Genomic DNA, 25,843 nt, shown 5'->3' with positions numbered 1-25,843 from the left:
CGCAATGCGCGCGGTCACGTCGCCGCAACCAGCCCCAGTTCACCGACCGCGTTGCGCGCGGTCTCGCGCAGCGCATCGACGAGCGGCGACGGCGTGCGGTAGGCGATCGCCAGCTCGTACGCCAGCGGGCTGCCCGCCTCCTTCAGTTCGCAGAACGCAATGCCTGGCGGCTGCATCGGCACGGACAGGCGCGGCATCAGCGCGACGCCGATGCCGCCCGCGACGAGCCCGGCCGTCGTCTGCATCTGGCGCGGCTGCTGGATCACGCGCGGCGCGAAACCGGCCTGCGCGCAGGCGGTGACGATCAGCGCATGCATGCCGGGCCCATGGTGCGCGGCGAACATGACCCACGGTTCGTCCGCCAGCTCGGCGAGCGCGATGCGCTTGCGGCGCGCGAGCCGGTGGCCGTCGGGCAGCGCGGCCACCATCCGGTCGCGCAGCAGCGGCTCGACGCGCACGTCGCCGGCCTCGGCCACCGGCAGCACGACGAGGCCGACGTCCGTGCGGTCCTGGCGCAGCGCGAGCACCTGCTCGGCGGTCGTGCCTTCTTCCAGCTGGAAATCGACGTCCGGATGCCGCTCCTGGAAGGCGCGCAGGATCAGCGGCAGCAGTGCGTTGACCGTGCTGTCGACGAAGCGCAGCCGCAGCGTCCCGCCGAGACCCGCGCCCGTGCGGCGGGCCACGGCCACCGCGCGCTCGGCCTGCTCGAGCGCGCGCCGCGCCTCGAGCAGGAACGCGTCACCGGCCGGTGTGAGCCGCGAGCCACGGTTGTCGCGTTCGAGCAGGGCGACACCCAGGGCGTCCTCGAGCTTGCGGATCGCCGCGCTGAGCGGCGGCTGCGCCATGTGCAGCCGCTCGGCTGCACGCCGGAAGCTCAGCGTCTCGGCGACCGCGACGAATTGCCTGAACTGGCGCAGATCGATCATGCGATACCGTCCGTGTATCAGTAGGTCATCGAATTCGTATTTTACCTATCACCCTGCGCTGCCCAGAATGTCCCTGTCAACCCACGTCGACAGTCAGGAGGGCAGGTCATGACGGGCAGCGAACAGCAACGTACGGCGATCGTCACGGGCGGATCGAGCGGGATCGGCTTCGCGATCGCGAGCAGGCTGGCGCAGGACGGGTATCGGGTCGCGATCGTCGGGCGCGACCTCGCGCGGCTGGAGGCGGCCGTCGCGCGCCTGGGCGGCGCGGCGATCGGGCAGGCGGGCGACCTGAGTGTGCGGCGCGACGCGGCGGCGGCGGTCGCCGCGATCGTCGCGCGGTGGCCGCGCATCGACGTGCTGGTCAACAATGCGGGGCTGACCGGCCGCGTCGGTTCGGATACCGAAGCGGGCGAGGCCGAAGCCGTGTGGGATACCGTGCTCGACGCGAACCTGAAAAGCCTGTTCCTGACGACGATGGCCGTGCTGCCGCACCTGGCCGACCGTGACGCGCGGATCGTCAACATCGGCTCGATCGCGGCGCGCGCCGGCAGCCTGCTGCCGGGCGGCCTTGCCTATGCCGCCGCGAAGGCCGGTGTCGAGGGGTTCACCGTTGCGCTCGCGCGCGAACTCGGGCCGCGCGGCATAACGGTCAATACGGTTGCGCCCGGCTATATCGCCGACACGCGTTTCTTCGGCGACGGCGGCGTCGCGCCGGCCATCGCGGCGGCGATCCGCGAGCAGACGCCGGTTGGCCGCGCCGGACATCCGGACGACATCGCCGATGCGGTCGCGTGGCTCGCCGGGCCGCGCGCGTCGTTCGTCACGGGCGCGACGGTGGCGGTAAACGGCGGCTGGCGCGTCGGGTGACGCACACGGCGCACGCCGCGGGCGCGGGGGCGCCGCCGGTCATTCGGCATCCGTCGGCGGCTTGTCGCCGAGCCAGCGCCGTGCGCCGGGCCCATTGCGGCCCGCGCGGTCTTCCGGATTGGTCAGCTTGCAGCGCTTCAGCGACAGGCAGCCGCAGCCGATGCATTCGTCGAGGTTGATGTAGAGCCGCTGCAACTCCTCGATCCGGCTCGCGACGCGCTGCTTCCAGCCGCGCGACAGCCGCTGCCAGTCCTTGTTGCTCGGCGCGGTGTCCTCGGGGAGGCTGACGAGCTGCTCGGCGATCTCGTCGAGCGAATAACCGATCTTCTGCGCGAACACGATGAACGCGATCAGCCGCAGCACCGCGCGCGAATAGTGCCGGTGGCTCGAGCCGTTGCGGTGCGACTTGATCAACCCGCGCGTTTCGTAGAAGCGCAGCGTCGACGCCGGCACGCCGCTGCGAGCGGCCACTTCGCGGATCGACATCAGCGGCCATTGCGGGGTTTCCTGGATACCCATGATGTCCTCCGGGAAAGCTTGACTTGAAGTTAACTTCAACTTTTATGCTACGCGGCAGTTTAACCCGTCGCGAGGCATCATGCTCTCCTTATCCCTACGCAGGACGTCGCCTTTGAGCGTCGCCTGCGCACTGTTGCTGGCGTTGTCGGGCTGTCACGACGGCAAAGGCCCGTCGTCGGCCCAGCCCCTTCCCGAAGTCGGCGTCGCCACGGTCGCGCCGCGCACGGTCCGCCTCGCGGACGCGTTCAACGGGCGCGTCGAAGCGGTCGATGCGGTCGAACTGCGGCCGCGCGTAAGCGGCTATCTGCAGCGTGTCGCGTACAAGGAAGGCGACGCGGTCGCGCAGGGGGCGCTGCTGTTCGAGATCGACCCGCGCCCGTACCGGATCGCGCTCGACCGCGCCAGCGCGCAGCAGCAGCGCGCTCGTGCGGCCGCGAGCCTCGCGCAGGTGCAGCTCAAGCGCGTGCAGACGCTGATCGATGCGCACGCGACGTCGCAGGAAGAACTCGACAACGCGCGCGCGACCGCCGAGCAGGCACGCGCGGACCTGCAGGCGGCCGATGCGGCCGTCGCCGACGCGAAGCTCAATCTCGGCTTCACCGAAGTGCGCGCGCCGATCGCCGGGCGCGTCGGCCGCGCGGTCGCGACCGTCGGCAACCTCGCGCGCGCGGACGACACGCTGCTGACGACCGTCGTGTCGCAGGATCCCGTGTACGTGTATTTCGACTGCGACGAGCAGAGCTACCTGCGCTACAACGCGCGCCGCGCCGATCCGAAGCATCGCGCGATCGGCGCCGATCCCGTGCGCGTGGGCCTCGCGAACGAGACGGGCTTCCCGCACGCGGGCACCGTCGATTTCCTCGACAACCGGCTCGATCCGCGGACCGGCACGATCCGCGCACGCGTGCGGCTGCCGAATGCGGATCATACGTTCACGCCGGGCCTGTACGCGCGCGTGCAGCTCGTCAGCGGCCGCGACGAGGATGCGCTGCTCGTCGACGACAAGGCCGTGCTGACCGACCAGGACCGCAAGTACGTCTACGTGATCGGCCCGGGCGACAAGGCGCTGCGCCGCGACGTGACGATCGGCCGCGAGCTGGAGGGAGAGCGGATCGTCGAGAAGGGGCTGCAGGCAGGCGACCGCGTGGTGGTCGACGGCGTGCAGCGGATCTACTATCCGGGCGCGCAGGTGAAGCCGAAGGCGCTGCCCGCGCGCGCCGAGGCCGGTCGCGCCGCGCAGGCCGTGGCCGACGCCGGCACGCCTGCCGCGCATTGACGGGAGCGACGCAATGGATTTCTCCCGATTCTTCATCGACCGGCCGATCTTCGCGGTCGTGCTGTCGATCGTCATCTTCGCGATCGGCCTGATCTCGATTCCGATGCTGCCGGCCGGCGAATATCCGGAAGTCGTGCCGCCGAGCGTCGTCGTGCGGGCGACCTATCCCGGCGCGAACCCGAAGGAAATCGCCGAATCGGTCGCCGAACCGCTGGAAGAAGCGATCAACGGCGTCGAAGGCATCATGTACATGAAGTCGGTGGCGGGATCGGACGGCAGCCTGCAGGTCGTCGTCACGTTCCTGCAGGGCGTCGATCCCGACACGGCCGCCGTGCGCGTGCAGAACCGCGTGAGCCAGGCGTTGTCGCGCCTGCCCGAAGAGGTGCGCCAGTACGGGGTGACCACGCAGAAGCAGTCGCCGACACCGCTGATGTACGTGAGCCTCTACTCGCCGGACAACAGCCGCGATTCGCTGTACCTGCGCAACTACCTGACGCTGCATGTGAAGGACGAGCTGTCGCGGCTTACCGGCATCGGCGACGTCGGCGTGTATGGCTCCGGCGACTATGCGATGCGTTTGTGGCTCGACCCGAACCGGCTCGCGTCGCGCGGGCTGACCGCGAGCGACGTGATCGCGGCCGTGCGCGAGCAGAACGTGCAGGTGTCGGCCGGCCAGCTCGGCGCGGAACCGTCGCCGAAGCGGAACGACTTCCTCGTGTCGATCAACGTGCGCGGCCGCCTGCGCACGGTGCAGGAGTTCGGCGACATCGTGCTGCGCAACGGCGACGACGGCCAGGTCGTGAAGCTGTCCGACGTCGCGCGCATCGAACTCGGCGCGGGCGACTACACGCTGCGCTCGTATTTCAACGACAGGCATTCGGCCGTGGTCGGCATCTTCCTGTCGCCGGGCGCGAACGCGCTCGATGTCGCGAAGGCCGTGTATGCGAAGCTCGACGCGTTGTCGAAGCGGTTTCCGCCCGGTGTCGCGTACCGCCCGGTGTGGGACCCGACGGTGTTCGTGCGCGAGTCGATCCGCGCGGTGCAGCACACGCTGATCGAGGCCGTCGTGCTGGTCGTGCTCGTCGTGATCCTGTTCCTGCAGACGTGGCGCGCGTCGATCATTCCGCTCGTCGCGGTGCCCGTGTCGGTCGTCGGCACGTTCGCGTGGCTCTACCTGCTCGGCTATTCGATCAACACGCTGACGCTGTTCGGGCTCGTGCTCGCGATCGGGATCGTTGTCGACGATGCGATCGTCGTCGTCGAGAACGTCGAGCGCAACATCGCGCAGGGGCTGAGCCCGCGCGATGCCGCGCACCAGGCGATGCGCGAGGTGTCGGGGCCGATCGTCGCGATCGCGCTCGTGCTGTGCGCGGTGTTCGTGCCGATGGCGTTCATGTCGGGCGTCACGGGCCAGTTCTACAAGCAGTTCGCGGTGACGATCGCGATCTCGACGGTGATCTCCGCGATCAACTCGCTGACGTTGTCGCCGGCGCTCGCCGCGAAGCTGCTGCGCCCGCACGGCGCGCCGAAGGATGGGCTGACGCGCGCGCTCGATCGCGCATTCGGCTGGCTGTTTCATCCGTTCAACCGGTTCTTCGAGCGCAGCTCCGATCGTTATCACGGCGTCGTCGGCCGCACGCTGAAGCGGCGCGGGGTGGTGTTCGCGGTCTATGGGGCGCTGCTCGCGGCGACCGCGCTGCTGTTCAATGCGGTGCCGGGCGGCTTCATCCCCGTGCAGGACAAGCTGTACCTGTTCGCGGGCGCGAAGCTGCCGGAAGGCGCATCGCTCGCGCGCACCAGCGCGGTGACCGAGCAGATGACGAAGATCGCGCTCGGCACCGACGGCGTCGAGATGGTGCCGGCGTTCGCGGGGCTGAACGCGCTGCAGGGCGTGAACACGCCGAACATCACGAACTCGTACGTGATCCTGAAGCCGTTCGACCGGCGTCACCGCAGCGCCGCGCAGATCAACGCGGACCTGAACGCGCGCTTCGCGGCGATCGACGGCGGCATGACCTATGCGCTGATGCCGCCGCCGATCCAGGGTCTCGGCAACGGTTCGGGCTACGCGCTGTACCTGGAGGATCGCGGCGGGCTCGGCTACGGCGAGTTGCAGAAGGCGTTGTCCGCGTTCCAGGCCGCGGTCGCGAAGACGCCGGGGATGAGCTATCCCGTCAGCTCGTACCAGGCGAACATCCCGCAGCTCGAGGTGAAGGTGGACCGGCTGAAGGCGAAGGCGCAAGGCGTCGCGTTGACCGACCTGTTCAATACGCTGCAGGTGTATCTCGGCTCGATGTACGTGAACGACTTCAATCTCTTCGGCCGCGTGTATCGCGTGATGGCGCAGGCCGACGCGGGCCACCGGCAGACGGCCGCCGACATCGCGAACCTGCGCACGCGCAATGCGAACGGCGAGATGGTGCCGATCGGCTCGATGGTGACGGTCGGGCCCGCGTATGGGCCCGACCCGGTCGTCCGCTACAACGGCTATCCGGCCGCCGACCTGATCGGCGATGCCGATCCGAAGATGATGTCGTCGTCGCAGGCGATCGCGAAGCTCCAGCAGATCGCGAAGGACGTGCTGCCCCCGGGCATCACGCTCGAATGGACCGACCTCAGCTATCAGCAGGTCACGCAGAGCAACGCGGCGATCGTCGTGTTCCCGCTCGCGGTGATGCTCGTGTTTCTCGTGCTCGCGTCGCTGTACGAGAGCTGGACGCTACCGCTCGCGGTGATCCTGATCGTGCCCGTGTGCATGTGCGCGGCGCTGTTCGGCGTGTGGCTGTCGGGCGGCGACAACAACGTGTTCGTGCAGGTCGGTCTCGTCGTGCTGATGGGGCTCGCGTGCAAGAACGCGATCCTGATCGTCGAATTCGCGCGCGAACTCGAAATCCAGGGCAAGGGCGTGATCGAGGCGGCGCTCGAAGCATGCAAGCTGCGCTTGCGCCCCATCGTGATGACGTCGGTCGCGTTCATCGCGGGCTCGGTGCCGTTGCTGATCGGGAGCGGTGCGGGCAGCGAGGTGCGGGCGGCGACCGGCATTACCGTGTTCGCGGGGATGCTGGGCGTCACGCTGTTCGGGCTGTTCCTGACGCCCGTGTTCTATGTGGCGATCCGCAAGCTCGCGGGCGGCACGCCGGCCGTCTGGAGCGAACAGCACGGCACCCTCGAAGGAGAAAACCGATGAGCGCCGCTTTTCGACTTTCCGCGCTCGCGATGTCGTTGACGCTTGCCGCGTGCGCGGTGGGCCCCGATTTCAAGCGGCCCGATATGGCTACGGCCGCACGGTTCGCGCGCGACGGCCATCCGGCGACGCCGCGCGACGCGTCGCCGCCCGATATGCCGCCCGATGCGTCGGCCGCCGCCGATGCCGCGTTCTGGCGCGGCTTCGGCGATCCGGTGCTGACGCAGTTGATCGATGCGGCGCTCGCGGCAAATCAGGACCTGCAAGTGGCCGTGTCGCGCTACGACGCATCGAACGCGCTGCTGTCGCAAGCAACGTTCGACCGCTATCCGACGATCACCGCGAGCGGCCAGATCGGCCATCAGCTGATGAGCAAGGATCAGGCATTCGGCGCGCCGCGCAGCCAGCGCGACACGCCGACGTCGAACATCGGCATCAACGCCGCGTGGGAACTCGACCTGTTCGGCCGCGTGCGGCGCTCGATCGAGTCGCAGCGCGCGGAAACGGCCGCGAGCGCGGCCGACGTGCGCGCGGTGCGCGTCGCGATCGCGGGCGAAGTGGCGAGCACGTACGTCGATCTGCGCGGCTCGCAGGAGCGGTTGCGAATCGCACGCGAGAACGCCGACAACCAGCAGCAGACGCTTGCGCTGATCAATGCGCGCGTCGGCGCGGGGCGGGGCTCCGACCTCGATGCGGCGCGAGCACGTGCGCAGTACGAATCGACGACGTCGCGGATCGCCGTGTACGAAGCCGCGATCGGCGTCGACGAGCACCGGCTCGCGGTGCTGACCGGGCAGACGCCCGATGCGCTGATCGGCCGCTTCGGTCCGCCGAAAACCGGTGCGTCGCCGGGCACGCCGGTGCCGCTCCCGGCGCTGGCCGCCGACCTCGATCCCGGCACGCCGGGCGACCTGCTGCGCCGGCGTCCCGATGTCGCGGCCGCCGAGGCGCGGCTGCACGCGGCGACCGCGCGCGTCGGCGTCGCGACGGCCGACCTGTTTCCGCGCTTCACGCTGTCGGGGTTGCTCGGCAGCGCGACGAGCAGCTACGGGTTCTTCCGCGCGGGCAGCGACACGAACCTGATCGCGCTCGGCATCGACTGGTCGTTCCTCGACGTCGGCCGTGTGCGCGCGCGGATCGCCGCGAGCGACGCGGAAGCGGCCGGCCAGCTCGCGCAGTACCGGCAGACCGTGCTCGGCGCGCTGGAGGAAACCGAGAACGCGCTGCTGCGCGTTGCCCGCACGCGCGACGAGACCGCGCACCTCATACGCGCGGCCGACGACAGCGCGCGCGCCGCGCAGCTCGCGCAGACCCGCTTTTCGGCCGGCGCGATCGACTACTACGAAGTGCTCGACGCGCAACGGACGCTGCTGCAGGCGCAGGACGCGGCGGCCGACGGCCGGATGCGCAGCGCGGCGTCTACGGTCGCGCTGTACAAGGCGCTCGCGGGCGGCTGGCCGTCGGGCACGGGGCAGGGGGCGCAAGGCCCGCTTGCGCAGTCGGGGAAGTAGCGCGAGGCGGTCGGCGCGGCGTTTCCGTGGTTGCGCACGGCGGCCGGGCTCGATCTCGACGTTTCCGGTTTCCCGCACGTCGAACGCTGGCTGGCCGACATCGCCGCGCGGCCGGCCGTTCAGCGGGGCCTGATCGCCTGCCGCGCGCCGGCGGCCGTGGCGGCGCATTGATTCGCATCGCCCGCGCCGTATGGACGGCGCGGGCACCGGCCGCCTGCCCGCCGGGAAACATTGCTCTCCTTCGTCGTAAACGTCTCGAATGCGTGATATTTGCGGCCGCCGATCCGGTTTAGAGTGGCCGCGAATCGATGACGATGCGTCGTATGGCCGCAGAGCCTTACAGGCGCACCAGAGGAGTGGGAGACAACATGGGTGAAGGCAGGATTACGCAGGTCGAGTCGTTCGGTTTCGAGCGCATTCCCGATGCATCGCGCTATGCGCGGCCGATCGATCTGTTCCGGTTGCTGTTCGGCGGCTGCAATACGTTTTCCACATCGGTGCTCGGCAGCTTTCCGGTGCTGGTCGGGCTGTCGTTCAAGGCCGGTGTCTGCGCGATCGTGCTCGGCGTGCTCGCCGGCACGTGCATCCTCGCGCCGATGAGCCTGTTCGGCCCGCGCAACGGCACGAGCGACCCCGTGTCGTCCGGTGCGCATTTCGGCATCCACGGCCGGATCGTCGGCTCGTTCCTCGCGCTGCTCACGTCGATCGCGTTCTTCTCGCTCGCGGTGTGGAGCTCCGGCGACGCGCTCGTCGGCGGCGCGCACGACATGGTCGGCGTGCCCGTCAACGGCTTCACGCTCGGCGCGGCGTACATGGTGTTCGCGGTGCTCGTGCTGATCGTCTGCATCTACGGCTTCCGTTTCATGCTGTGGGTCAACAAGATCGCCGTGTGGGCCGCGAGCGTGCTGTTCGTCGCGGGCCTGTTCGCGTTCGCCGGCCTGTTCGACATGAACTATGCGGGCACGCTGCAACGGGGCAGCACGGGTTTCTGGGCCGCGTTCGTCGGCGCGGTGCTGGTCGCGCTGAGCAATCCGGTGTCGTTCGCGTCGACGCTCGGCGACTGGGCACGCTATATCCCGCAGCACACGCCGAGGCATCGCGTGATGGGCGCGGTGTTCGCCGCGCAGGTCGCGACGTTCGTGCCGTTCTTCTTCGGCCTTGCGACCGCGACGATCATCGCGTCGAAGGCACCCGCGTTCATTGCGTCGAACGACTACGTCGGCGGGCTGCTCGCGATCTCGCCGCGCTGGTTCCTGCTGCCGATGTGCCTGATCGCGATCATCGGCGGGATGTCGACCGGCACGACCGCGCTGTACGGCACCGGCCTCGACGTCTCGAGCATGTTCCCGCGGATCCTGAACCGCGTCCGCGCGACGCTGCTGATCGGCACGATCGCGATCGCGTTCATCTTCGTCGGCCGCTTCTGGTTCAACCTCGTCGAAAGCGTCGCGACGTTCTCGACGCTGATCGATACGTTCAGCTGCCCGTGGATGGCAATCATGGTGATCGGCTACGTGACGCGCCGCGGCTACTATCTTGCCGACGACCTGCAGGTGTTCAATCGCGGGCTGCGCGGCGGCCACTACTGGTTCACGCACGGCTGGAACGTGCGCGCGATGGGCGCATGGCTGCCGGCCGCCTTCACCGGGCTCGCGTTCGTGAACCTGCCGGGCCAGTTCGTCGGGCCGCTCGGCCACCTCGCGGACGGGCTCGACCTGAGCGTGCCGGTGTCGCTGGCGGTGGGCGGGATGCTGTACTTCGTCTTGCTGACACTGTATCCGGAGCCGGACGGCGTGTACGGCCCGCGCGGGCGCCGCTTCGTGCGCGGCGGCAGGCACGGCGCGCGCGGTGCCGGTGCGCCGGCGATCCAGCCGAAGGGGTATTGAGCGGCGTGGCCTCTTGCTCCATGTCTTGAAGCGCCAACGCCGCCGCGCGGGTCGAGCCGCTGGCGGCGTTGGCGTTTCCGTTTCCGGCAGTGCGGCCGATCAGTCGAGTGTGCAGCCCGCGAGCATCCCGCCGTCGACGATGAATTCCGACCCCGTGCAATACGCGAATTCGTCGGACGCGAGGAACAGCACGAGGCTGCCCACTTCGTCGGGCTCACCGATGCGCGCGGCAAGGGCTGCGTGCCGATCGACGCGCTACCGTGCGGTCGGCCCCTTGACCGCCAGCCGCCGGCACACGGTCGCGAGCGCGAGCAGGTTCGGATCGCGTTCGTGGCGGTGCAGGAAGCTCAGGCCGATCGTCTGGCGGATCATGGGGCCGGCGAGCGGCACGAGCGCGATCTTGTGCGCGAACAGGTTGCTCACGCGGCCGGCTCGCCCGTCGCGCCCGCCTGGTACGTGCTGTTCGCGGCATCGTTCGGGCTGCTCGCGAGCGTGTTCATGCGCGACGGCACGCCGTGCGTGGTCGCACGCCGGCAATTCCAGGGCGAACCGCTGAGCGCCAGATAGCGGCCGGCGGCTGCACGCCGACGGCCCATCGGCGCGGGCGCCGTGCCGGGTAGCGGCGCAGCCGATGGTTAGCATCGCGGGCGGCGGCCTACCGCGGCCGCCGCCCGGTCATTACGCTTGGGCGGTCATCCACTCCTTCCGGAAGGTCGCCATGTCCCGGCTCGACTACACGCTGCTCGGCCCCTGTCTGCTCGCCATCGCGCTCGACGCGATGGGATTCGGGCTCGTCTACCCGATGATGTCCGCGATCTTCAGCGATCCGCACGCGGGCATCCTGCCGGCCGACGCCGGCGCGCATCTGCGCAATTTCTATCTCGGTCTCGGCTACGGGATCTACCCGCTGTGCATGTTCTTCGGCTCGTCGCTGATGGGCGAGCTGTCCGATCGCTACGGCCGCCGCAGGATCCTGCTGCTGTGCGTGCTCGGCCTCGCGGCCGGCTACGCGATGATGGCGGCCGGTGCGTGGCACGCCAGCGTTGCGCTGCTGCTGGCCGGCCGCGGGCTCACCGGCCTGATGGCCGGCTGCCAGGGCATCGCGCAGGCGGCCATCACCGACCTGAGCACGCCGGAGAACAAGGCGTACAACATGAGCATCATGTCGCTCGCGTTCAGCGCGGGCGTGATCGTCGGCCCGGTGCTCGGCGGCGTCACGTCCGACCGGACGATCTCGCCGCTGTTCGACTACGGCACGCCGTTCGTGCTGGTCGCCGCGCTGTCGCTCGTCTGTGCGTGCTGGACCTGGGCATCGTATCGCGACTCGGCCGCGCCGCGCGGCGATGCGCGCATCGATCCGCTGCTGCCGCTGCGGATCATCTGGGAAGCCGCGCGCCAGCGCAACGTCGCGTTCCTGTCGGTGGTGTTCTTCCTGATGCAGGTCGGCTACGGGCTGTACCTGCAGACCATCATGCTGCTGCTGCAGGCGAAATTCGGCTATACGAGCGCGCGGCTCGGGTTGTTCAGCGGCGTGATCGGCATCTGCTTCGTGTTCGGCCTGCTGTTCGTCGTGCGGCTGATGCTGCGCGTGTGGCGCGTGATCGACATCGCGAAGACGGGCCTGCTCGTCGCCGGGCTGGGCCAGATCCTGTCGGCATGGTTCCCGCACGAACCCGTGCTGTGGGCGCTCGCGATGGTCGTCGGCTGTTTCGACATGGTGGCGTACACGACCATGTATACGGCGTTCTCCGACGCCGTCAGCGAAGACCGGCAGGGCTGGGCGCTCGGCGTCGCGGGCTCGGTGATGGCCGTCGCGTGGGTCGTCACGGGCGCGCTGACCAACCTGCTGCCCGTGTTCGGCGAGACCGGTCTGCTGCTGATCGGCGGCGCGGGCTTCCTGCTCAGCTTCGTGATGATGGCCGCGTACGGGCGGACGCGACCGGGCGCCCGGACGGCCGCGCTGTCGTAGGCGGCACGCACGTTGGCCCGATCCTGTCGGACGTTGTCCCGTGTGCGGCTGTCGCGCGAGGCCGCGCGGCCCGACACTGGCGCCTCGCGGCCGCGGAAGGATCGGGCCGCGTCCGGCGGCGCCGGCCGGCCCGGCGCGCCGTCTCGTCAATATGCGAACCGAAAGGAAGCGACCCATGCAACACCCGACCATCCGTACCCTGGCCGGCGCGACCGCGCCGACGTCGATCGACGCCGCCCGCAGCGCGCTGCTGGTGATCGATTTCCAGAACGAATACTTCAGCGGCCGCCTGCCGATTCCGGACGGGCCGCGCGCGCTGGGCAATGCACGGCGCGTGATCGCGTTCGCCGACCGCGCGGGCATTCCGGTATTTCACGTCCAGCATGTCGATGCGGCCGACAGCCCGATCTTCGCCGACGGCAGCGACGGGTTTCGCTTCCACGCGGACCTGCAGCCGGCGCCGCACCACGCGGTCGTGAAGAAGACGTCGGTGAGCGTGTTCCCGACGACCGACCTCGACGCGCGCCTGAAGGCGGCCGGCGTCGACACGCTGATCGTCACGGGCCTGATGACGCATGCGTGCGTGGCCGGCGCGGCACGCGATGCGGTGCCGCTCGGCTATGCGGTGATCGTCGTCGACGACGCGTGCGCGACGCGCGATCTCGACGTCGCGGACGGCGGCACGGTGCCGCACCGCGACCTCCATCGCGCGACGCTGGCCGCGCTGTCGGACACGTTCGGCGACGTGCTGACGACCGAACAGGTCCTGGCGCTCGACGTCGCCTGACGACGGCGCGGGCCGGCGCTCAGTCGGCCCAGCCGGGCACCGCGTGCACGACTTCGCCGCGGAAGCACGTCTCGATCACGCGGGTTTGCGCGAACGTCTCGACCGGGTGCGCGAACGGATTGCGGTCGAGGATCGCGAAGCTCGCGTCCTTGCCCGCTTCGAGCGAACCGGTGCAGTCGTCGAAACGCAGTGCGTAGGCGGTGTTCACCGTGTAGGCCTCGAGCATCGTGAGCAGGTCGAGCCGTTCGTGCGGGTTCCACGGCGGGCTGTCGGGCTGGTCGATCAGCCGATGCGTGACACCCGTCTGGATGATCTGCATCGGGTCCATCGTGCTGACCGACCAGTCGGAGCCGGCCGCGAGCATCGCGCCCGCGTTGCGCAGGCTGCGGAACGGATAGTTGCGCGCGGTGCGCTCGGCGCCGAGCAGGTCGCGATAGAGCTGTTGCTGCTCCTCGCGGGCGGCCGTCCACAGCGTCTGCACGCTTGCGATCGCGCCGAGCCGGTTGAAGCGGCCCATGTCGGCCGGATCGACGAGCTGCAGGTGCGCAAGCTGCGCGCGCCGGTCGCGCATGCCGTTGCGGCGCTGGACATGTTCGAGCGCGTCGAGCGTCATGCGCACCGCGCGGTCGGCGAGCGTGTGGAAGTGCAGGTCGAAGCCGGCGGTATCGGCGAGCAGGCAGATTTCGTTCAGCGCGTCCTGGCTCCACAGCGCGAGGCCGCAGTCGTCGGTGCCCGCATACGGCTCGAGCAGCGCGGCGGTTTTCGATTCCGGCACGCCGTCGACGAAGATCTTCACCGTGTGCAGGCGCAGGTTGTCGCGCTCGTATTCGCGGCGCCACGCGGCGAAGCGCTCGATCTGCTCGCGCGGGTCGCGGCGCGGGTTTGCGTAGAGCCCCGCGCTCATGTACGCCTTCAGGGTGCCCGCGCGCTGCGCGTCGGCATAGGCCTGGAGCTCGGCTTCGTCGACGCGTGCATCGAACCAGCCGGTGATGCCGTAGCCGTGCGCCATCGCGTGCGCCTTGGCGAGCGATTTCGGGTAGCCGGCCGGGCTCAGTTGCGGAATGAGCGGGCACACGCGGTAGAACGCCGCTTCGTGCACGACGCCGTTCGGCGCGCCCGAGGCGTCGCGCTCGATCACGCCGCCGGATGGATCGGGCGTATCGGCCCGGATGCCGGCCGCTTCGAGTCCCTTCGTGTTGAGGCAGCCGCTGTGCACGTCGAAGCCGACCACGAGCAGCGGCCGGTCGGGCACGATCTGGTCGAGCAGTTCGCGGGTCGGATACGTGCCGAACGCGGCGAGGTTCGCACCGCCGAGATAGACCCACGGCTCGTTCGGCGTCGCATCGGCGCACGCGCGGATACGCTGCAGGATCGTGCCGGGATCGTTGATGCCGGACAGGTCGAAGTCGCCGAGGATCTGATGGCCTTCGAGCGGGTGCACGTGACCGTCGATGAGGCCCGGCAGCATCAGCCGGCCGGCGAGATCGACCCTTCGCGTCGCGGGGCCGGCCAGCGGGCGGATGTCGTCGTCGCGGCCGACCGCGACGATCTTGCCGTCCCGGGTGGCGAGCGCCTGCGCGAAGCGGCGCTGCGCGTCGCCCGTGTAAAGCAGGCCGTTCAGATAGACGGTATCGGCGTGTTGCATGTGTCTCCTCCGGGTAGGGGATCGACGGGCGCGCGTGTCCGGCGGGCGGGCCGTGCGGCTCGTCCGGTCGCGTGCGCCCGGTCGGGGTGGAACGGGGTGAGAGGGGTTACGTGCCGGCGCCGCGTGGCGGCGCTGCTGCGCCGTGGCGAAGGTCGGCAACGGCTGCCGGAGCGTCATGCCGGTTTCGCCGACGGGCCCGTATCGGCGAATCGATGAGCGACGCGCTTGCGGCCGTGCAGGCCGGCGTCGATCCGGTAATCGGCATGCCGTGTCTCCGTGGTATCCGACGCGTTGCTGCCGTCGGGTGAGTCAGATACTAGGAGCGGGGCGGCCGGCTGTCTGTCGTCGTTTTGAGGACAACGTGCGACAAAGGCGGCGTTTACCGGCTGCGGTCTTCCTGCGCTTCGTCTTCGGTCACGCACCACGCGAACAGCCCGGCGCGGTTCGCGACGCCGAGCTTCGCGAGCGCGCGGCCGAGATAGGTGCGCACGCTGCTGGCCTTGAGCGCGAGCGTGTCGGCGATTTGCGGGACGGGCTGGCCTTGCAGCACCGCGCGGCAGACGAGCCGCTCGCGCTGCGACAGCGCCGCGCCGCTGGCCGACAGCCGCTGTTCGAAGCGCAGCAGCAGCGCGCCGTCGTCCGAGCGCGGCGTCAGGCGGGCGAGCCGCGCATGCTGGATCAGCAGCGGCAGCACGAAATCGCCGAGCTGCCGCAGCAGCGCCAGTTCGGCCAGCGTATAGGACGGCTGGCCGCGCCGGCGGAACAGCGAGAATGCATAGACATAGTCTCGCTCGCTGCCGAGCAGCGTGCAGTCCTCGCCGAGGTCGCCGAGCGCGAACTGGCGGCCGTACTCGGTCGCCGTGTCGATTTCGTCATTGCAGGAGAACACGAGCTGCGAATCGGTCGCGCGCTCGATATGCGGGAGCAGCGTGTCGTCGCGCCAGTCGCCCTGTGTATACAGATCGAGTGCGTGGCGCGTGCCGTCGGGATCGTCGCCGCCGGCGAAGAACAGCACGTCGACGCTGTTGACCGAGTGGGACGGCGCGTCGCGCCGGTAACGCGTCGCGACGCTGTAATGGGATTGCGGATCGACGGTTTCGCGCAGCCACGCCCAAAGCCGGGCGGGAAACTGCGGACTGCCGAGGCTGGCGACCAGGTCGCCGGCGTTGCTCAGGGAGATATGGGCGGGGTTCATCGTTGACACCGTCTTCGCGAACGGCCGCCTTGGCGGGCCGTGCTTCGCCTGCACCGGAGCGGCGGCGAAGCACGATTGTAGGGGACTTCGCGCGCGCAGGGCACCCGCGCTTGCCCGCCGCCCGCGCGTCAGAACATCGTGTTCCGGTTCGCGGCCGTTTCGGGCACCGGCTGGATCACGTCCCAGTGCTCGACGATCCTGCCGTCCTTCACGCGGAAGATGTCGACCACCGCTTCGCCGCGATCGCCCGGACGCTCGGTCGCGTGCACGTGCAGGTACACCAGGTCGCCGTCGGTCGCGCTGCGGACGATGCGTGCGCGCGAGGCGGGGTTCTTCTGGAATGCGCCGACGAAATACGACACGAACGGTTTCTTGCCGTCGGGCACGTGCGGGTTGTGCTGTTTGTAGTCGTCCGCGACGACGGTGGCGGCCTCGACCGCTTCATGCTTGTTGAAGAAGCGGTCGTAGAACGTCAGCACGAGCTGGCGGTTGGCCTCCTCGGCGGCCAGGTCGCGGGGAGCCGGGGCGGCAGCCGGCGCAGCCGCCGATGCGGCCAGCAACACGCATGCGGCAACGACGCGAGCGAGGGAGCGGAACGATGACATGTAGCGATTTCCTTGTCTGACGGTTCGTGGATGCGCGCATGTGATGCGCGACTGCGGGGGCGACGCTCGTGACGATCGACGACGGTCGGTCGCGCGAAACCGCCGGCACGCATGCCGGCCGATGCGCGGCGATCGGACGCAACGCATGCATCGTTACTGCGGCCGATACGGCGGCGCCGCGCCATCGTCATGTTTCGTTGAACTGGCGAATCCCGGCAGTTGTCGGGGCGATCGAATGGTACAGTTGCCGCGAACCCGTCACAAGAAGTCATCGCGGTGTGAACAGGTCACACCGCGATGACCATGCGTTGCCCGTGAAAGAGAGTCCAGTCATGCCGTTGCCGTCCGCCGACGAATCCGTCGAACTCGATCAGCCGTGCCCGATCCGCGATGTCCTCGATCGCATCGGCGACCAGTGGAGCCTGCTCGTGCTCGAGGCGCTGTCCGGCGGAACGATGCGTTTCAACGAACTCGGCCGCGCGATCGGCGATGTGTCGAACCAGATGCTGTCGCGTACGTTGAAGCGGCTCGAGCAGGACGGCTTCGTCAGCCGCACGCTGTTCGCCGAAGTGCCGCCGCGCGTCGAATATGCGCTGACCGAGCTCGGGCGCTCGTTCCTGACGCCGATGCAGGCGATGATCCGGTGGGCCGACGAACATCATCGCGCGATCTGCGCGGCGCGCCGTCGTGCGCGAGAACTGGACGGTGGCGGGCGTTGAGCGGAATGCACGGACCGTTGCGTCGATGCACGGCGTGCCGCGGAAGGTGCGCGATGGGGTGACGCACGACCGGATGCGTTTGCATCGGCATCGATTGATTTCGTTATCCGAACGGTGCCGTCAGGATGAATAACCGGGACGATGCGTCGATGTATGCGTCGCGAAGGTGCCCGGGTATGGGCGGGACGGTGCGTTGATGGCGGGCCACGCGTCCTGATGCGACGGCGCGAACCGCGCCGCTTCCCGCATGCCGTCCGGCGCCGGACCGTCGTCGCCCGGCGCCGCGCGGCGGCCTATCGCCACGAGCCGTCGACGTAGACCCATACCGGCCCCTGGCGGCGCCAGTAGCCGGGTACCCAGCGACGTCCGGGGCGTCGTGCGACCCAGCGGCCGGACACCCATATATAGCGGCCGCGCTGCCAGCGCCAGTAGCCATCCGTCCATATATAGCCGTGCGGCCGGGGCGGCGGCGGCCGGCGGTCGTGCCGGGCCGCCGGCGGCGCGAGATGCGGGCGATCGTCGTACGGCGGCCCGCCGGGTACGCGGTTCGGGCCGGACGGCCGATACACGGGCGGTGCGGGCTGGGCCGAGGCGGCGCGCAGCCAGCCGGTCCCGGCAAATGCGGCGGTCAATCCGATGGCGCGCAACAACGAGCGTCGATTCATGGCGTGTCCTGTGCAGTATTGAAGGCTGCCTTACATTAGCCTGCCGGTACGCCCGCCGGGTTACGTGAGCGGTTAAGGCTGTTACTGCGTGTCACGGCAGGCGCAAACCGCCTGTTCCTTTCTGCCGGCTGACGGGGATGTCGCCCGCGACGCGGCCGCCGCATTCTGTTTACCGATGGTTGCCCGTGTTTTAGGCGCCCGACGCCTGAAGATCGAGATCAAAGCAGGTAAAAATTACTGTTTTGGGGCGCTTGGCCGGATCCGTTTGTTGTTTCTATGCAACCGTCAAGACGATGACATGTAAGAATGGTGCGATGAAGGCCTCCAAAATGCTGTCGTCAAGAGGTCAAAAACAAGCGTTAAAACAAATACTTATGACTGGTCCCCACTTTCATTATTTCTAGTTCTGGAAAAGCTTATTTCTTTATTTGCGGATCGCTCCCCTAGGGTACACCCCTAAACTCACGGTTCCCAAACGGGCAACTATCCGGGCGTGGCCAGCAGGACCGATGGCACTCCCGGGCGGTTGAAGACCGTTTATGAACAAGGTCGCGAGACCTGCCTCTTTTTAGAAGGGAGCTCCACGAATGAACAAGACTCTGATCGTTGCAGCAGCTGCAGCATCGTTCGCTACCGTCGCTCACGCGCAAAGCAGCGTCACGCTGTACGGCGTGCTGGACGCAGGCATCACCTACCAAAGCAACGTCCAACCGGCACTGGGCCAAGCTGGCAAGTCGCGTTGGTCGATGGGTTCGGGCATTGACCAGAGCCGTTTCGGCCTGCGTGGTTCGGAAGACCTCGGTGGCGGCCTGAAGGCAATCTTCACGTTGGAAAGCGGCTTCAACATCGGTAACGGCCGCTTCGCGAACGGCAACGGCGGCATGTTCAACCGCCAGGCTTTCGTCGGCCTGTCGAGCCAGTACGGCACGGTCACGCTGGGCAAGCAGTATGACGCAACGCAAGACTACCTGGCGCCGCTGACGGCAACGGGCTCGTGGGGCGGCACGTACTTCGCGCATCCGCTGAACCTCGACCGTCTGAGCACGAACGGTGACGTCGCACAGAACAACACGATCAAGTACACGAGCGCGAACTACGCTGGCCTGCAATTCGGCGGCACGTACTCGTTCTCGAACAACACGAACTTCGGCAACAACCGTGCATACAGCGCGGGCGCTGCATACCAGTTCCAAGGTCTGAAGCTCGCAGCTGCATACTCGCAAGCGAACCTGGGTGACGGCACGAACGCAAACGGCGCAACGTCGTCGGCGATCGGTGGCATCGCTAGCCAAGGCCGCGTCCGTACGTACGGCGCTGCTGCTGGTTACGCATTCGGCCCGGCGCAAGTCGGCGCAGCGTGGACGCAAGCGCGTCTCGACAACAATGCTGTTGGTGTGAGCACGCTGCGCACCGACAACTACGAAGTCAACGCAAAGTACAACCTGACGCCGGCTCTCGGCCTGGGTGCTGCTTACACGTACACGAACGCGAAGATCAACAACGGCAGCACGCACTGGAACCAGTTCGGTCTGCAAGCTGACTACGCACTGTCGAAGCGTACGGACGTCTACGCACAAGCTGTGTACCAGCGTGCAGCGAAGAACGGCATCGGCGCATCGATCTACAACGGCGACGTCAGCACGCTGCCGAGCTCGTCGATCAACCAAACCGCAGCAACGGTTGGTCTGCGTCACCGCTTCTAAGCGTGACGGCGGGGTAACCCGCTTCGCAGCATCAAAAAAGGCGCCTTCGGGCGCCTTTTTTTTGTCTGCGGAATGTGATGTCGACGATTCGCGTCGTCCGGATGCAAAAAAGCGAGGCGCGTGCCTCGCTTTTTTCGTTGTGCGTCGATGTTGCGCGCGGCACTGGCCGCCGGTGACGTCAGCGCGTGTACTCGCCGTTGGCTTCCGGCTGGAACACGATCGCGGAGACTTTCATCTGCTTTTCGGCGCCGCTCGGCTGCATCACCTTGACCATCTGGCCACGCTGCGTGCCCAGCAGCGCCATGCCGACGGGCGAGAAGACGTTCAGGCGGCCGAGTTCGAGATTGGCGGCGTCCGGATAAACAATCGTCCAGGTCGCCTGTTCCTGGGTCGCTTCGTCGAGCAGCGTGATCTGCGAGTTCATCGTGACGACATTGGCCTTGATGGCGTCGGGCTGCACGATGTCGGCACGCTCGAGCAGCGTGTCGAGCATGGTCTGGAAGCGCGGGTTCTGTTCGGCGTGCTTCTCGAGGCGAGCAACGTCGAGTTCGGTCAACTGGTAAAGGCGTTGTTTCATGGCAGTTCTCCAAATGATCGGCAAGGGCAGGCGTGGCGTGCCTATGGGGATCGCCCGGAGCCTGTCTGACCTGGCTCCGGGAGGAGACCGAGCCGTCAGATCAGGCGCCGGGCAGGGGCGAGCGGTGCCTGGGCCGTGCGTCGAGCGAGGGGATGCGCCGGATGGCCGGCGTGCGCGCGCACGCCGGCCGGGCCGGACGGCGAAACCGAAAGGAGCGTGAGCGCGTACATGGTGGATGGAATATCGGCTGGCGATTAAAACCTTACGATTCTACAACACAACCTTCGGGATATGTGATCTGGCTGTTGGCGTTTCGTCAGCGATTGTTGTGCATATAACGCAAGTTGCGCGGGCTGCGTGCGGAAATATTTGGTGATTTTTTCCAAAATTGCAACGCTGTATGTTCCAACTAAGGGTTTCCCCTTGGGTTGACGCGCACTACACTGGATTCATTCGCTTCAGACAGGGTCCTGCCGAGGCGACGTCAAAAGAGAACATATTCCGGAGGTAAATCATGAAGTCGATCATCTACGCAGCCATCGCCGCATCCGTCCTTGCCGCACCGATCGCATCGTTTGCACAGTCCGAACAGGGGCTGACGCGCGACCAGGTCAAGGCCGAACTCGTGCAACTCGAACAGAACGGCTACAAGCCGCTGGCGAGCGATGCGCAGTACCCGAGCAACATCCAGGCAGCCGAACAGCGGATCCAGCCGAACCAGCCGATGCTCGCGCAGGCCGATACGAGCGGCTACGGCGCCGTCGCGACGGGCGCGGGCCAAGCCGGCCGCCGCGTGACGCGGGAAGCACCGAATCCGGTGAATTCGGTCTACTTCGGCAACTAATCGAACGTCCCCGGTCTGCCCGAGCGCACCATTCAAACGACGAGACGCGCGCCGTTTGCGCGCGTCGTTCGCCCGCTGGAGCAGAACCTCCGTCGCCGCATGTCGGCGGCTTTCCGCCCAGACGCTGACGCGTTTGGGCCTTTTTTGCTGCGCGGATCAGGTCGAAGCGACCGGCGTGCCGTGAATGTAGTGTTCGAGCTGGCTGATCGTGAACTGCTGATCGGCGATCACGCTCTTCACGAGGTCACCGATCGAGATGAGGCCGACCAGCTTGCCGCCGTCGAGGACGGGCAGGTGGCGCATCCGGTGCTCGGTCATCAGCGCCATGCACTCGTCGGTGGATTGCGACGGTTCGACGTAGCGTACCTTCGCCGTCATGATTTCCTCGACGCGGGTCGCTTTCGATGAACGGTCCTGCAGGACGACCTTGCGCGCGTAATCGCGCTCGGTGACGATACCCGCGATGTCGTCGCCGTCCACGACCAGCAACGCGCCGATCCCCTTTTCCGCCATCAGCTTGATGGCGTCGTAGACGAAATCGGTCTTCGTGACGGTGTAGATCGTGCGGCCCGAATCAGGCTTGGCCTTGAGAATCTGCGCGACAGTCGTGCTCATTCGCTTTCTCCGTGTGCAGGTCGATACAGGGAAGGCAGGGCGTTGGTGCGCGACACCCGTTGAGCCCAGTATAGCCGGGCGCGCAGTGGCAGTCGCGTGACGTTTCCAGATTAGCGGTAAACTCCCGTCACGCACTATCCACACAACTCCTACATTCCTGAACGTTTCGATTCAATTCATGATGTCTTCGCGTCCCCAATCGCCCGCGCCGGGCAATGACCAGGCCGACGAGTGCGTGACACTCGTCGCCACCGCGTCGCTGCCTACGCGTTACGGTACGTTCAAGTCATACGCGTTTCGCGTATCGGGCAGCGATGCCGAACATCTTGCGCTCGTGATGGGCGACGTGGCCGGCGAGCAGTCGGTGCTGACGCGGCTGCACTCCGAATGCCTGACCGGCGACGTGTTCGGCTCGTATCGCTGCGATTGCGGCGAGCAGCTCGACCTTGCGTTGCGCTACATCGCGGCGGAAGACCGCGGCGTGCTGTTGTACCTGCGCGGTCATGAAGGGCGCGGGATCGGCCTGAGCAACAAGATCCGCGCGTACGCGCTGCAGGAGCAGGGGCGCGACACCGTCGAGGCGAACCTCGACCTCGGCCTGCCCGACGATGCCCGCGAATACGATTCGGCCGCCGCGATCCTGCGGATCCTCGGCGTGACGTCGGTGCGGCTGATGAGCAACAACCCGGAGAAGTTCGACACGCTCGCGAAGCACGGCATTCCGGTCTGCGAGCGCGTGGCGCTGGCGGTGCCCGTGCGCGAGGAAAACGAGCGTTATATCCGAACGAAGCAGACGAAGTTCGGGCATTACTTCGAGAAAAACGAGTAATCGCGATGGGCGCACCCGTGCCCGTTTCTCGTTGTTTGTTCCATCGATCGTCGCGCCCAGACGCGACGATCGAGCTTCCTCCTTCGTCAGCCGCCCCGCCTTCGGGTTCGTGATGTCACCAGCGTTCCGCTGCCGCCCGTGCGATTCTCATCACCCATGTCCACCCTCTCGAAGATCGAAACCGAACGCCTGATGCTGCGTCGCTGGCGTGCGTCGGATGCGGGTGCGCTTTCGGCGATGCATGCCGATTCGGACGTGATCGCGTGGCTCGCGCGCGGCCCGATGTCCGTCGACGAGGCGAGCGACCTCATCGCGCGCTTCGACGCGCATTTCGATGCACACGGCTTCGGCGTGTGGGCGGTCGAACGTCGTGCCGACGCGACGCTGATCGGGCTTTGCGGTCTGTCGCATGAAGCGCGTGCAACCCATCCGATGGCGCCGAGCGTCGAGATCATGTGGCGGCAGGCGCGCCACGCGTGGGGGCAGGGCTACGCGCTCGAAGCGGCTGCCGCCGCGTTGGCCGACGGGTTCGGCCGGGCCGGGCTCGGCGAAATCTTCGCGTGGACGGCCGACACCAACGTGCGGTCGCGGCGTGTGATGGAGCAGCTCGGCATGCTGCGCCAATCCGCGCGCGACTTCGATCATCCCGCGTTGCCGGACGGGCATCCGCTGCGGCCGCACGTCGTGTATGTCGCGCGCGCCGGCGGCGTTGCCGGCGCGTAACGGCTCACGCGTCTCCGCGTGTCAGCGCCACGTGCCGTTCTGCAGCACGATTCGGTAGCCGTCGGCATCCTCGAAGGTCTGGCCGGATATTTCCCAGTACGGATTGAACGACGTCACGGGCATGAAGCCATGTGCGGCGGCGCGCTCGCACGCGGCTTCCCATTCCGGTCGATCGGGCAGGTAGAAGACGATCAGGTCTTCGGGTGTGGGCGACGGCGCGATCGGATGATCCGGGCAGTGCGTGAATTCGAAGTGATAGTCGAGACCGTCACGTCCGAGCATCACGCCGGAAAAGCCGTCGTGATCGTCGAAACGCGCGAGGACCGACAGGTCGAGGGCGTCGCGATACATGCGCTCGGTGCGGGCGAGGTTGCTGACCGGGCGGGCAATACGCAAGTGGGCGTGCAAGATGACCTCGGCGAAGAGTGGCGGGCCCGGTCAATGATAAGCGGACCGATCAGGATTGCGTGAGGCGAGCGGATCGTGTCGCGGCGCATGCTCGTCGTGTCGAACGATATCGATTCGTTTCGGCCAAACGAAGCGAAGGGGCGACTCCCGACTCGCTCAAGATACAACAAACATGACGCTTCAGATTCAGTGTGTGCACCGCGGCCGCCGCATGTCTGCGGAGCCCTCAAATCCCGGCCTTCCGCAGCAGCCTGCTGTTCGACGTGCGGATTCGTGCAGGTCGGACGGGAGATGAGGAATGAGTAAGCCCGATCTGCGTCGGCCGGTTGCCGGACCTTATCGCCAATCGCGATGGGCGGCCGGACTGGAGGCCGTCTTTGGATGGGTGGCCAAGGGCACGTTGGTACTGGCCGGGCTGGCGATGGTCGCGTTGATGGCACTGACGGGTGACGTCGGCGCCGTGACGGACCTGCCGTCGACCAGGAAGGGTTGGCTATACCTGTTGTTGATCCTGGTCGTGGCGCTTGCGCTGATATTTACGGTGTATCACTACTGGCTGCACCCGGCCGGCGCACGTCCGGCGGGTTAGCCGGAACGGAAAATGATGTGGCCCCGAGATTCGCGCAGGCAATAAAAAAGCCCGCTGCTTGAGCGGGCTGAATCCATGTTTGGAGACATGGAGGAGACAGACGTCAATTTAAGGGAAAACCCGGACGTTTGCAAGCGCTAGTTGTATCCATGCAACTGGCAGCCGCGTGATCCATTCACATGCCGCTGGCCCGCGCATGTGCCGCAAACGCGCCGAACCGCTCCTGCGCGACGGGCAGCGCGTACTTGTCGCGCATTTCCGTCTCGATCCATGCACAGGCCTCGCGTGCGCAGTCGGTCAGCGCATGCCGCGTCGCATGGCCGTCGATGTCGTAGACGAAGCGTACGCCGACCTCGTCGTCGGCCACCTGGCGCTCGAGCTGATTGAGCTGCAGTTGCGGCCCGTGCTGCTGCGACAGCGCGCGCAACTCGTCGAAGTGATATTCGAGCCAGTCGGCAAAGAACAGCGCGTCGCTGTGGCACGGCAGGCGAAAGGCCGTGCTGCGTGACGGGCGCGGGGCGGCTTCGCCTGCCGGGGCGAGCGGCGCGCTGTCGGCGGCGCGGGTCGTATCGACGGGCGCCAGCGGGTGCCGAATGTGCCGGTACGGTGCGCGATCGCGCAGCGCATGCCACAGCAGCTCGTCGCCGGCGGCGCCGGACGGCTGCATCGTCAGGTCGTGCTGGCCGCCTCCGGCCGGGGCGGTGCCGCGAATCACGAGGCGCAGCGAGCAGAGCGGCTCGTCCGCGACCAGCAGCGTCGCGGGGCGCGGCAGCCCGCAGACGAGCGGCGCGGCGCCGGCGGCGCGAAACACGAGCCCGCGGCGGTCGAGCCGCACGAGCGGCAGCGGCCTGGGAAACGACGGATAGGCGACCGCAATGCGGGCGCCGCCGGCGCTCGTCAAGCCGGGCATCATCGCGCGAAAGACCTGAGACTGGTCCACGTTGGTTCTCCTTCGTTACGATGCCGCCCGGACGGACACGCGCGTTCCGGCTCAGGCGGCGATGGCTTGCCGGGTTGCCTGCCCCGGCTCGATTCCTAGCGCGGCAAACGTTTGCGGATCGATGTCGATCCAGCACGCGACCACCAGACGACCGTCCACCTGTTTCGGCGGGCCTGCGCGGTGCGCGTGAATGCCGATCCGGCGGAACAGCCGCTCCATGCTCGCGAACGTCACGCCGATCAGCTGGCGCGCGCCGAGCTGCGCCGCGCATTCGACGACCGCGGCCAGCATCGGGCGCACGGCCCACTCGGCGTTGCCCGGGCCGCCTTCGTCGTCGGTCGCCGCGAACCTGGACAACTCCCAGACGGCGGCCGATTGCGGCAGCGGCATGTCTTCGGCGATCAGGTCGGCGAACAGCGACTTCAGCAGGTACGGGCGCGTGGTGGGCAGCAGGCGCGCGCATCCGCACATGTCGCCGCCGGCGTTCCTCGCGAACACGTAGACGGTATCGTCGCGATCGAACTGGTCGCGCTCGAAGCTTTCGTTCGCCGACGGAAGCGCCCAACCGAGCTGTTCGACGAATACGCGGCGCCGATAGCGCCCTAGATCCGCTGCAAGTTCGTGTGGCAACCGCCCTTCCTCGTGAACGAAGGTCCGCATGGTGTCCTCGGATCTGTGCTTTTGTATGCGTGCATTACATCGCGCGGCACGAGGGGGCTGTAACTGGTAACTCTTACAGGGTGGCGGCCCAAAGGCGCCATTTGCGGCGTGGTAACGGTTTCTTGATCGACGGGATTGAAAACTGGACGGCTTTTGCTTATAAAGAGCGCCAGTCTTGCGAAATGATCAGATGAATGC

Annotated in this window: 25 protein-coding genes and 3 pseudogenes; 15 read left to right on the top strand and 13 right to left on the bottom strand. The window is 67.5% G+C overall.

Annotated features, from left to right (window positions below; all coding sequences use genetic code 11):
• Window positions 1-14 precede the first annotated feature (14 nt).
• Complete coding sequence (locus tag AC1VVG_RS29220) at window positions 15-926, bottom strand: LysR family transcriptional regulator (protein WP_482837030.1); 912 nt, start codon at window positions 924-926, stop codon at window positions 15-17.
• Between the two features lie 108 nt (window positions 927-1,034).
• Here AC1VVG_RS29220 and AC1VVG_RS29215 point away from each other — a divergent pair, with 108 nt between their 5' ends.
• Window positions 1,035-1,796 (top strand): SDR family NAD(P)-dependent oxidoreductase, encoded by a 762-nt coding sequence (locus AC1VVG_RS29215; RefSeq protein ID WP_049036573.1) that lies wholly within the window; start codon window positions 1,035-1,037, stop codon window positions 1,794-1,796.
• Between the two features lie 39 nt (window positions 1,797-1,835).
• Here the strand turns inward: AC1VVG_RS29215 and soxR are convergent, their stop codons facing one another.
• Window positions 1,836-2,315 (bottom strand): redox-sensitive transcriptional activator SoxR, encoded by a 480-nt coding sequence (gene soxR, locus AC1VVG_RS29210; RefSeq protein WP_027805447.1) that lies wholly within the window; start codon window positions 2,313-2,315, stop codon window positions 1,836-1,838.
• A 79-nt stretch (window positions 2,316-2,394) separates the two neighbouring features.
• Here soxR and AC1VVG_RS29205 point away from each other — a divergent pair, with 79 nt between their 5' ends.
• From AC1VVG_RS29205 to AC1VVG_RS29185, 5 genes are all read left to right on the top strand, one after another.
• Window positions 2,395-3,591 (top strand): efflux RND transporter periplasmic adaptor subunit, encoded by a 1,197-nt coding sequence (locus AC1VVG_RS29205; RefSeq protein ID WP_059557555.1) that lies wholly within the window; start codon window positions 2,395-2,397, stop codon window positions 3,589-3,591.
• 13 nt (window positions 3,592-3,604) lie between these two features.
• Complete coding sequence (locus AC1VVG_RS29200) at window positions 3,605-6,778, top strand: efflux RND transporter permease subunit (RefSeq protein ID WP_482837027.1); 3,174 nt, start codon at window positions 3,605-3,607, stop codon at window positions 6,776-6,778.
• On the top strand, window positions 6,775-8,286 hold the full coding sequence (locus AC1VVG_RS29195; RefSeq protein ID WP_034189932.1) for an efflux transporter outer membrane subunit: 1,512 nt from the start codon (window positions 6,775-6,777) through the stop codon (window positions 8,284-8,286). Before AC1VVG_RS29200 ends, AC1VVG_RS29195 begins: the two co-directional genes overlap by 4 nt.
• A 30-nt stretch (window positions 8,287-8,316) precedes the next feature.
• Window positions 8,317-8,457: a hypothetical protein gene (locus tag AC1VVG_RS29190; RefSeq protein ID WP_226194289.1), complete on the top strand. Its 141-nt coding sequence runs from the start codon at window positions 8,317-8,319 to the stop codon at window positions 8,455-8,457.
• Between the two features lie 197 nt (window positions 8,458-8,654).
• Window positions 8,655-10,172 (top strand): purine-cytosine permease family protein, encoded by a 1,518-nt coding sequence (locus AC1VVG_RS29185; RefSeq protein WP_343728030.1) that lies wholly within the window; start codon window positions 8,655-8,657, stop codon window positions 10,170-10,172.
• A 99-nt stretch (window positions 10,173-10,271) separates the two neighbouring features.
• On the opposite strand, the pseudogene AC1VVG_RS29180 reads toward AC1VVG_RS29185, so the two are convergent.
• Together AC1VVG_RS29180 and AC1VVG_RS29175 are read right to left on the bottom strand one after the other, a co-directional pair.
• Window positions 10,272-10,403 (bottom strand): annotated as a pseudogene (locus AC1VVG_RS29180) (SDR family oxidoreductase); the annotation flags it as partial.
• 24 nt (window positions 10,404-10,427) lie between these two features.
• A pseudogene (locus tag AC1VVG_RS29175) lies at window positions 10,428-10,601 on the bottom strand (LysR family transcriptional regulator); the annotation flags it as partial.
• Here AC1VVG_RS29175 and AC1VVG_RS29170 point away from each other — a divergent pair.
• The 3 genes and pseudogenes from AC1VVG_RS29170 to AC1VVG_RS29160 form a co-directional block, all read left to right on the top strand.
• Window positions 10,587-10,739, top strand: a pseudogene (locus tag AC1VVG_RS29170) (MFS transporter); the annotation flags it as partial. The pseudogenes AC1VVG_RS29175 and AC1VVG_RS29170 overlap by 15 nt on opposite strands.
• 151 nt (window positions 10,740-10,890) lie before the next feature.
• Window positions 10,891-12,141, top strand: a complete 1,251-nt coding sequence (locus AC1VVG_RS29165) for an MFS transporter (protein WP_034189929.1) — start codon at window positions 10,891-10,893, stop codon at window positions 12,139-12,141.
• Window positions 12,142-12,316: 175 nt separating this feature from the next.
• Window positions 12,317-12,928 (top strand): cysteine hydrolase family protein, encoded by a 612-nt coding sequence (locus AC1VVG_RS29160; protein ID WP_034189928.1) that lies wholly within the window; start codon window positions 12,317-12,319, stop codon window positions 12,926-12,928.
• A gap of 19 nt (window positions 12,929-12,947) precedes the next feature.
• On the opposite strand, the gene AC1VVG_RS29155 is transcribed toward AC1VVG_RS29160, so the two are convergent.
• The 3 genes from AC1VVG_RS29155 to AC1VVG_RS29145 form a co-directional block, all read right to left on the bottom strand.
• Complete coding sequence (locus AC1VVG_RS29155) at window positions 12,948-14,573, bottom strand: amidohydrolase (RefSeq protein ID WP_124671082.1); 1,626 nt, start codon at window positions 14,571-14,573, stop codon at window positions 12,948-12,950.
• 379 nt (window positions 14,574-14,952) lie between these two features.
• Complete coding sequence (locus tag AC1VVG_RS29150) at window positions 14,953-15,768, bottom strand: helix-turn-helix transcriptional regulator (protein WP_482837025.1); 816 nt, start codon at window positions 15,766-15,768, stop codon at window positions 14,953-14,955.
• Window positions 15,769-15,896: 128 nt separating this feature from the next.
• Window positions 15,897-16,373 (bottom strand): nuclear transport factor 2 family protein, encoded by a 477-nt coding sequence (locus AC1VVG_RS29145; RefSeq protein WP_226227654.1) that lies wholly within the window; start codon window positions 16,371-16,373, stop codon window positions 15,897-15,899.
• Window positions 16,374-16,705: 332 nt separating this feature from the next.
• Between AC1VVG_RS29145 and AC1VVG_RS29140 the strand changes: the two genes are divergently transcribed.
• Complete coding sequence (locus tag AC1VVG_RS29140) at window positions 16,706-17,092, top strand: winged helix-turn-helix transcriptional regulator (RefSeq protein WP_034189924.1); 387 nt, start codon at window positions 16,706-16,708, stop codon at window positions 17,090-17,092.
• Window positions 17,093-17,385: 293 nt separating this feature from the next.
• Here the strand turns inward: AC1VVG_RS29140 and AC1VVG_RS29135 are convergent, their stop codons facing one another.
• Window positions 17,386-17,757 carry a YXWGXW repeat-containing protein gene (locus AC1VVG_RS29135; protein WP_034189923.1) on the bottom strand — a complete coding sequence of 124 codons (372 nt, stop codon included), beginning with the start codon at window positions 17,755-17,757 and terminating at the stop codon, window positions 17,386-17,388.
• Window positions 17,758-18,344: 587 nt separating this feature from the next.
• Here AC1VVG_RS29135 and AC1VVG_RS29130 point away from each other — a divergent pair.
• Window positions 18,345-19,460 carry a porin gene (locus AC1VVG_RS29130; protein WP_034189922.1) on the top strand — a complete coding sequence of 372 codons (1,116 nt, stop codon included), beginning with the start codon at window positions 18,345-18,347 and terminating at the stop codon, window positions 19,458-19,460.
• Between the two features lie 178 nt (window positions 19,461-19,638).
• On the opposite strand, the gene AC1VVG_RS29125 is transcribed toward AC1VVG_RS29130, so the two are convergent.
• Window positions 19,639-20,037, bottom strand: a complete 399-nt coding sequence (locus AC1VVG_RS29125) for a GreA/GreB family elongation factor (protein WP_034189921.1) — start codon at window positions 20,035-20,037, stop codon at window positions 19,639-19,641.
• Window positions 20,038-20,551: 514 nt separating this feature from the next.
• Between AC1VVG_RS29125 and AC1VVG_RS29120 the strand changes: the two genes are divergently transcribed.
• Window positions 20,552-20,881 (top strand): DUF4148 domain-containing protein, encoded by a 330-nt coding sequence (locus AC1VVG_RS29120; RefSeq protein ID WP_034189920.1) that lies wholly within the window; start codon window positions 20,552-20,554, stop codon window positions 20,879-20,881.
• 156 nt (window positions 20,882-21,037) lie between these two features.
• Here the strand turns inward: AC1VVG_RS29120 and AC1VVG_RS29115 are convergent, their stop codons facing one another.
• Window positions 21,038-21,496, bottom strand: a complete 459-nt coding sequence (locus tag AC1VVG_RS29115; protein ID WP_034189919.1) for a CBS domain-containing protein — start codon at window positions 21,494-21,496, stop codon at window positions 21,038-21,040.
• Window positions 21,497-21,674: 178 nt separating this feature from the next.
• Between AC1VVG_RS29115 and ribA the strand changes: the two genes are divergently transcribed.
• Window positions 21,675-22,325 (top strand): GTP cyclohydrolase II, encoded by a 651-nt coding sequence (gene ribA / locus AC1VVG_RS29110; RefSeq protein ID WP_482837023.1) that lies wholly within the window; start codon window positions 21,675-21,677, stop codon window positions 22,323-22,325.
• A gap of 156 nt (window positions 22,326-22,481) precedes the next feature.
• Complete coding sequence (locus tag AC1VVG_RS29105; RefSeq protein WP_124671084.1) at window positions 22,482-23,048, top strand: GNAT family N-acetyltransferase; 567 nt, start codon at window positions 22,482-22,484, stop codon at window positions 23,046-23,048.
• A gap of 21 nt (window positions 23,049-23,069) precedes the next feature.
• On the opposite strand, the gene AC1VVG_RS29100 is transcribed toward AC1VVG_RS29105, so the two are convergent.
• Entirely contained in the window at window positions 23,070-23,456 is a 387-nt protein-coding gene (locus AC1VVG_RS29100; RefSeq protein WP_034189916.1) for a VOC family protein, read from the bottom strand.
• A gap of 298 nt (window positions 23,457-23,754) precedes the next feature.
• Here AC1VVG_RS29100 and AC1VVG_RS29095 point away from each other — a divergent pair, with 298 nt between their 5' ends.
• Window positions 23,755-24,045, top strand: a complete 291-nt coding sequence (locus AC1VVG_RS29095; RefSeq protein ID WP_059557577.1) for a hypothetical protein — start codon at window positions 23,755-23,757, stop codon at window positions 24,043-24,045.
• Between the two features lie 175 nt (window positions 24,046-24,220).
• Here AC1VVG_RS29095 and AC1VVG_RS29090 read toward each other — a convergent pair whose 3' ends face one another.
• Together AC1VVG_RS29090 and AC1VVG_RS29085 are read right to left on the bottom strand one after the other, a co-directional pair.
• Window positions 24,221-24,985, bottom strand: a complete 765-nt coding sequence (locus tag AC1VVG_RS29090) for a hypothetical protein (protein WP_197423869.1) — start codon at window positions 24,983-24,985, stop codon at window positions 24,221-24,223.
• Between the two features lie 51 nt (window positions 24,986-25,036).
• Window positions 25,037-25,645, bottom strand: coding sequence for an acyl-homoserine-lactone synthase (locus AC1VVG_RS29085; protein WP_049035377.1), 609 nt, complete (start codon window positions 25,643-25,645; stop codon window positions 25,037-25,039).
• Window positions 25,646-25,843 lie beyond the last annotated feature (198 nt).

This window comes from Burkholderia sp. L-4 (genome assembly GCF_056856535.1).
This window is presented reverse-complemented; position numbering and strand designations above follow the sequence as displayed.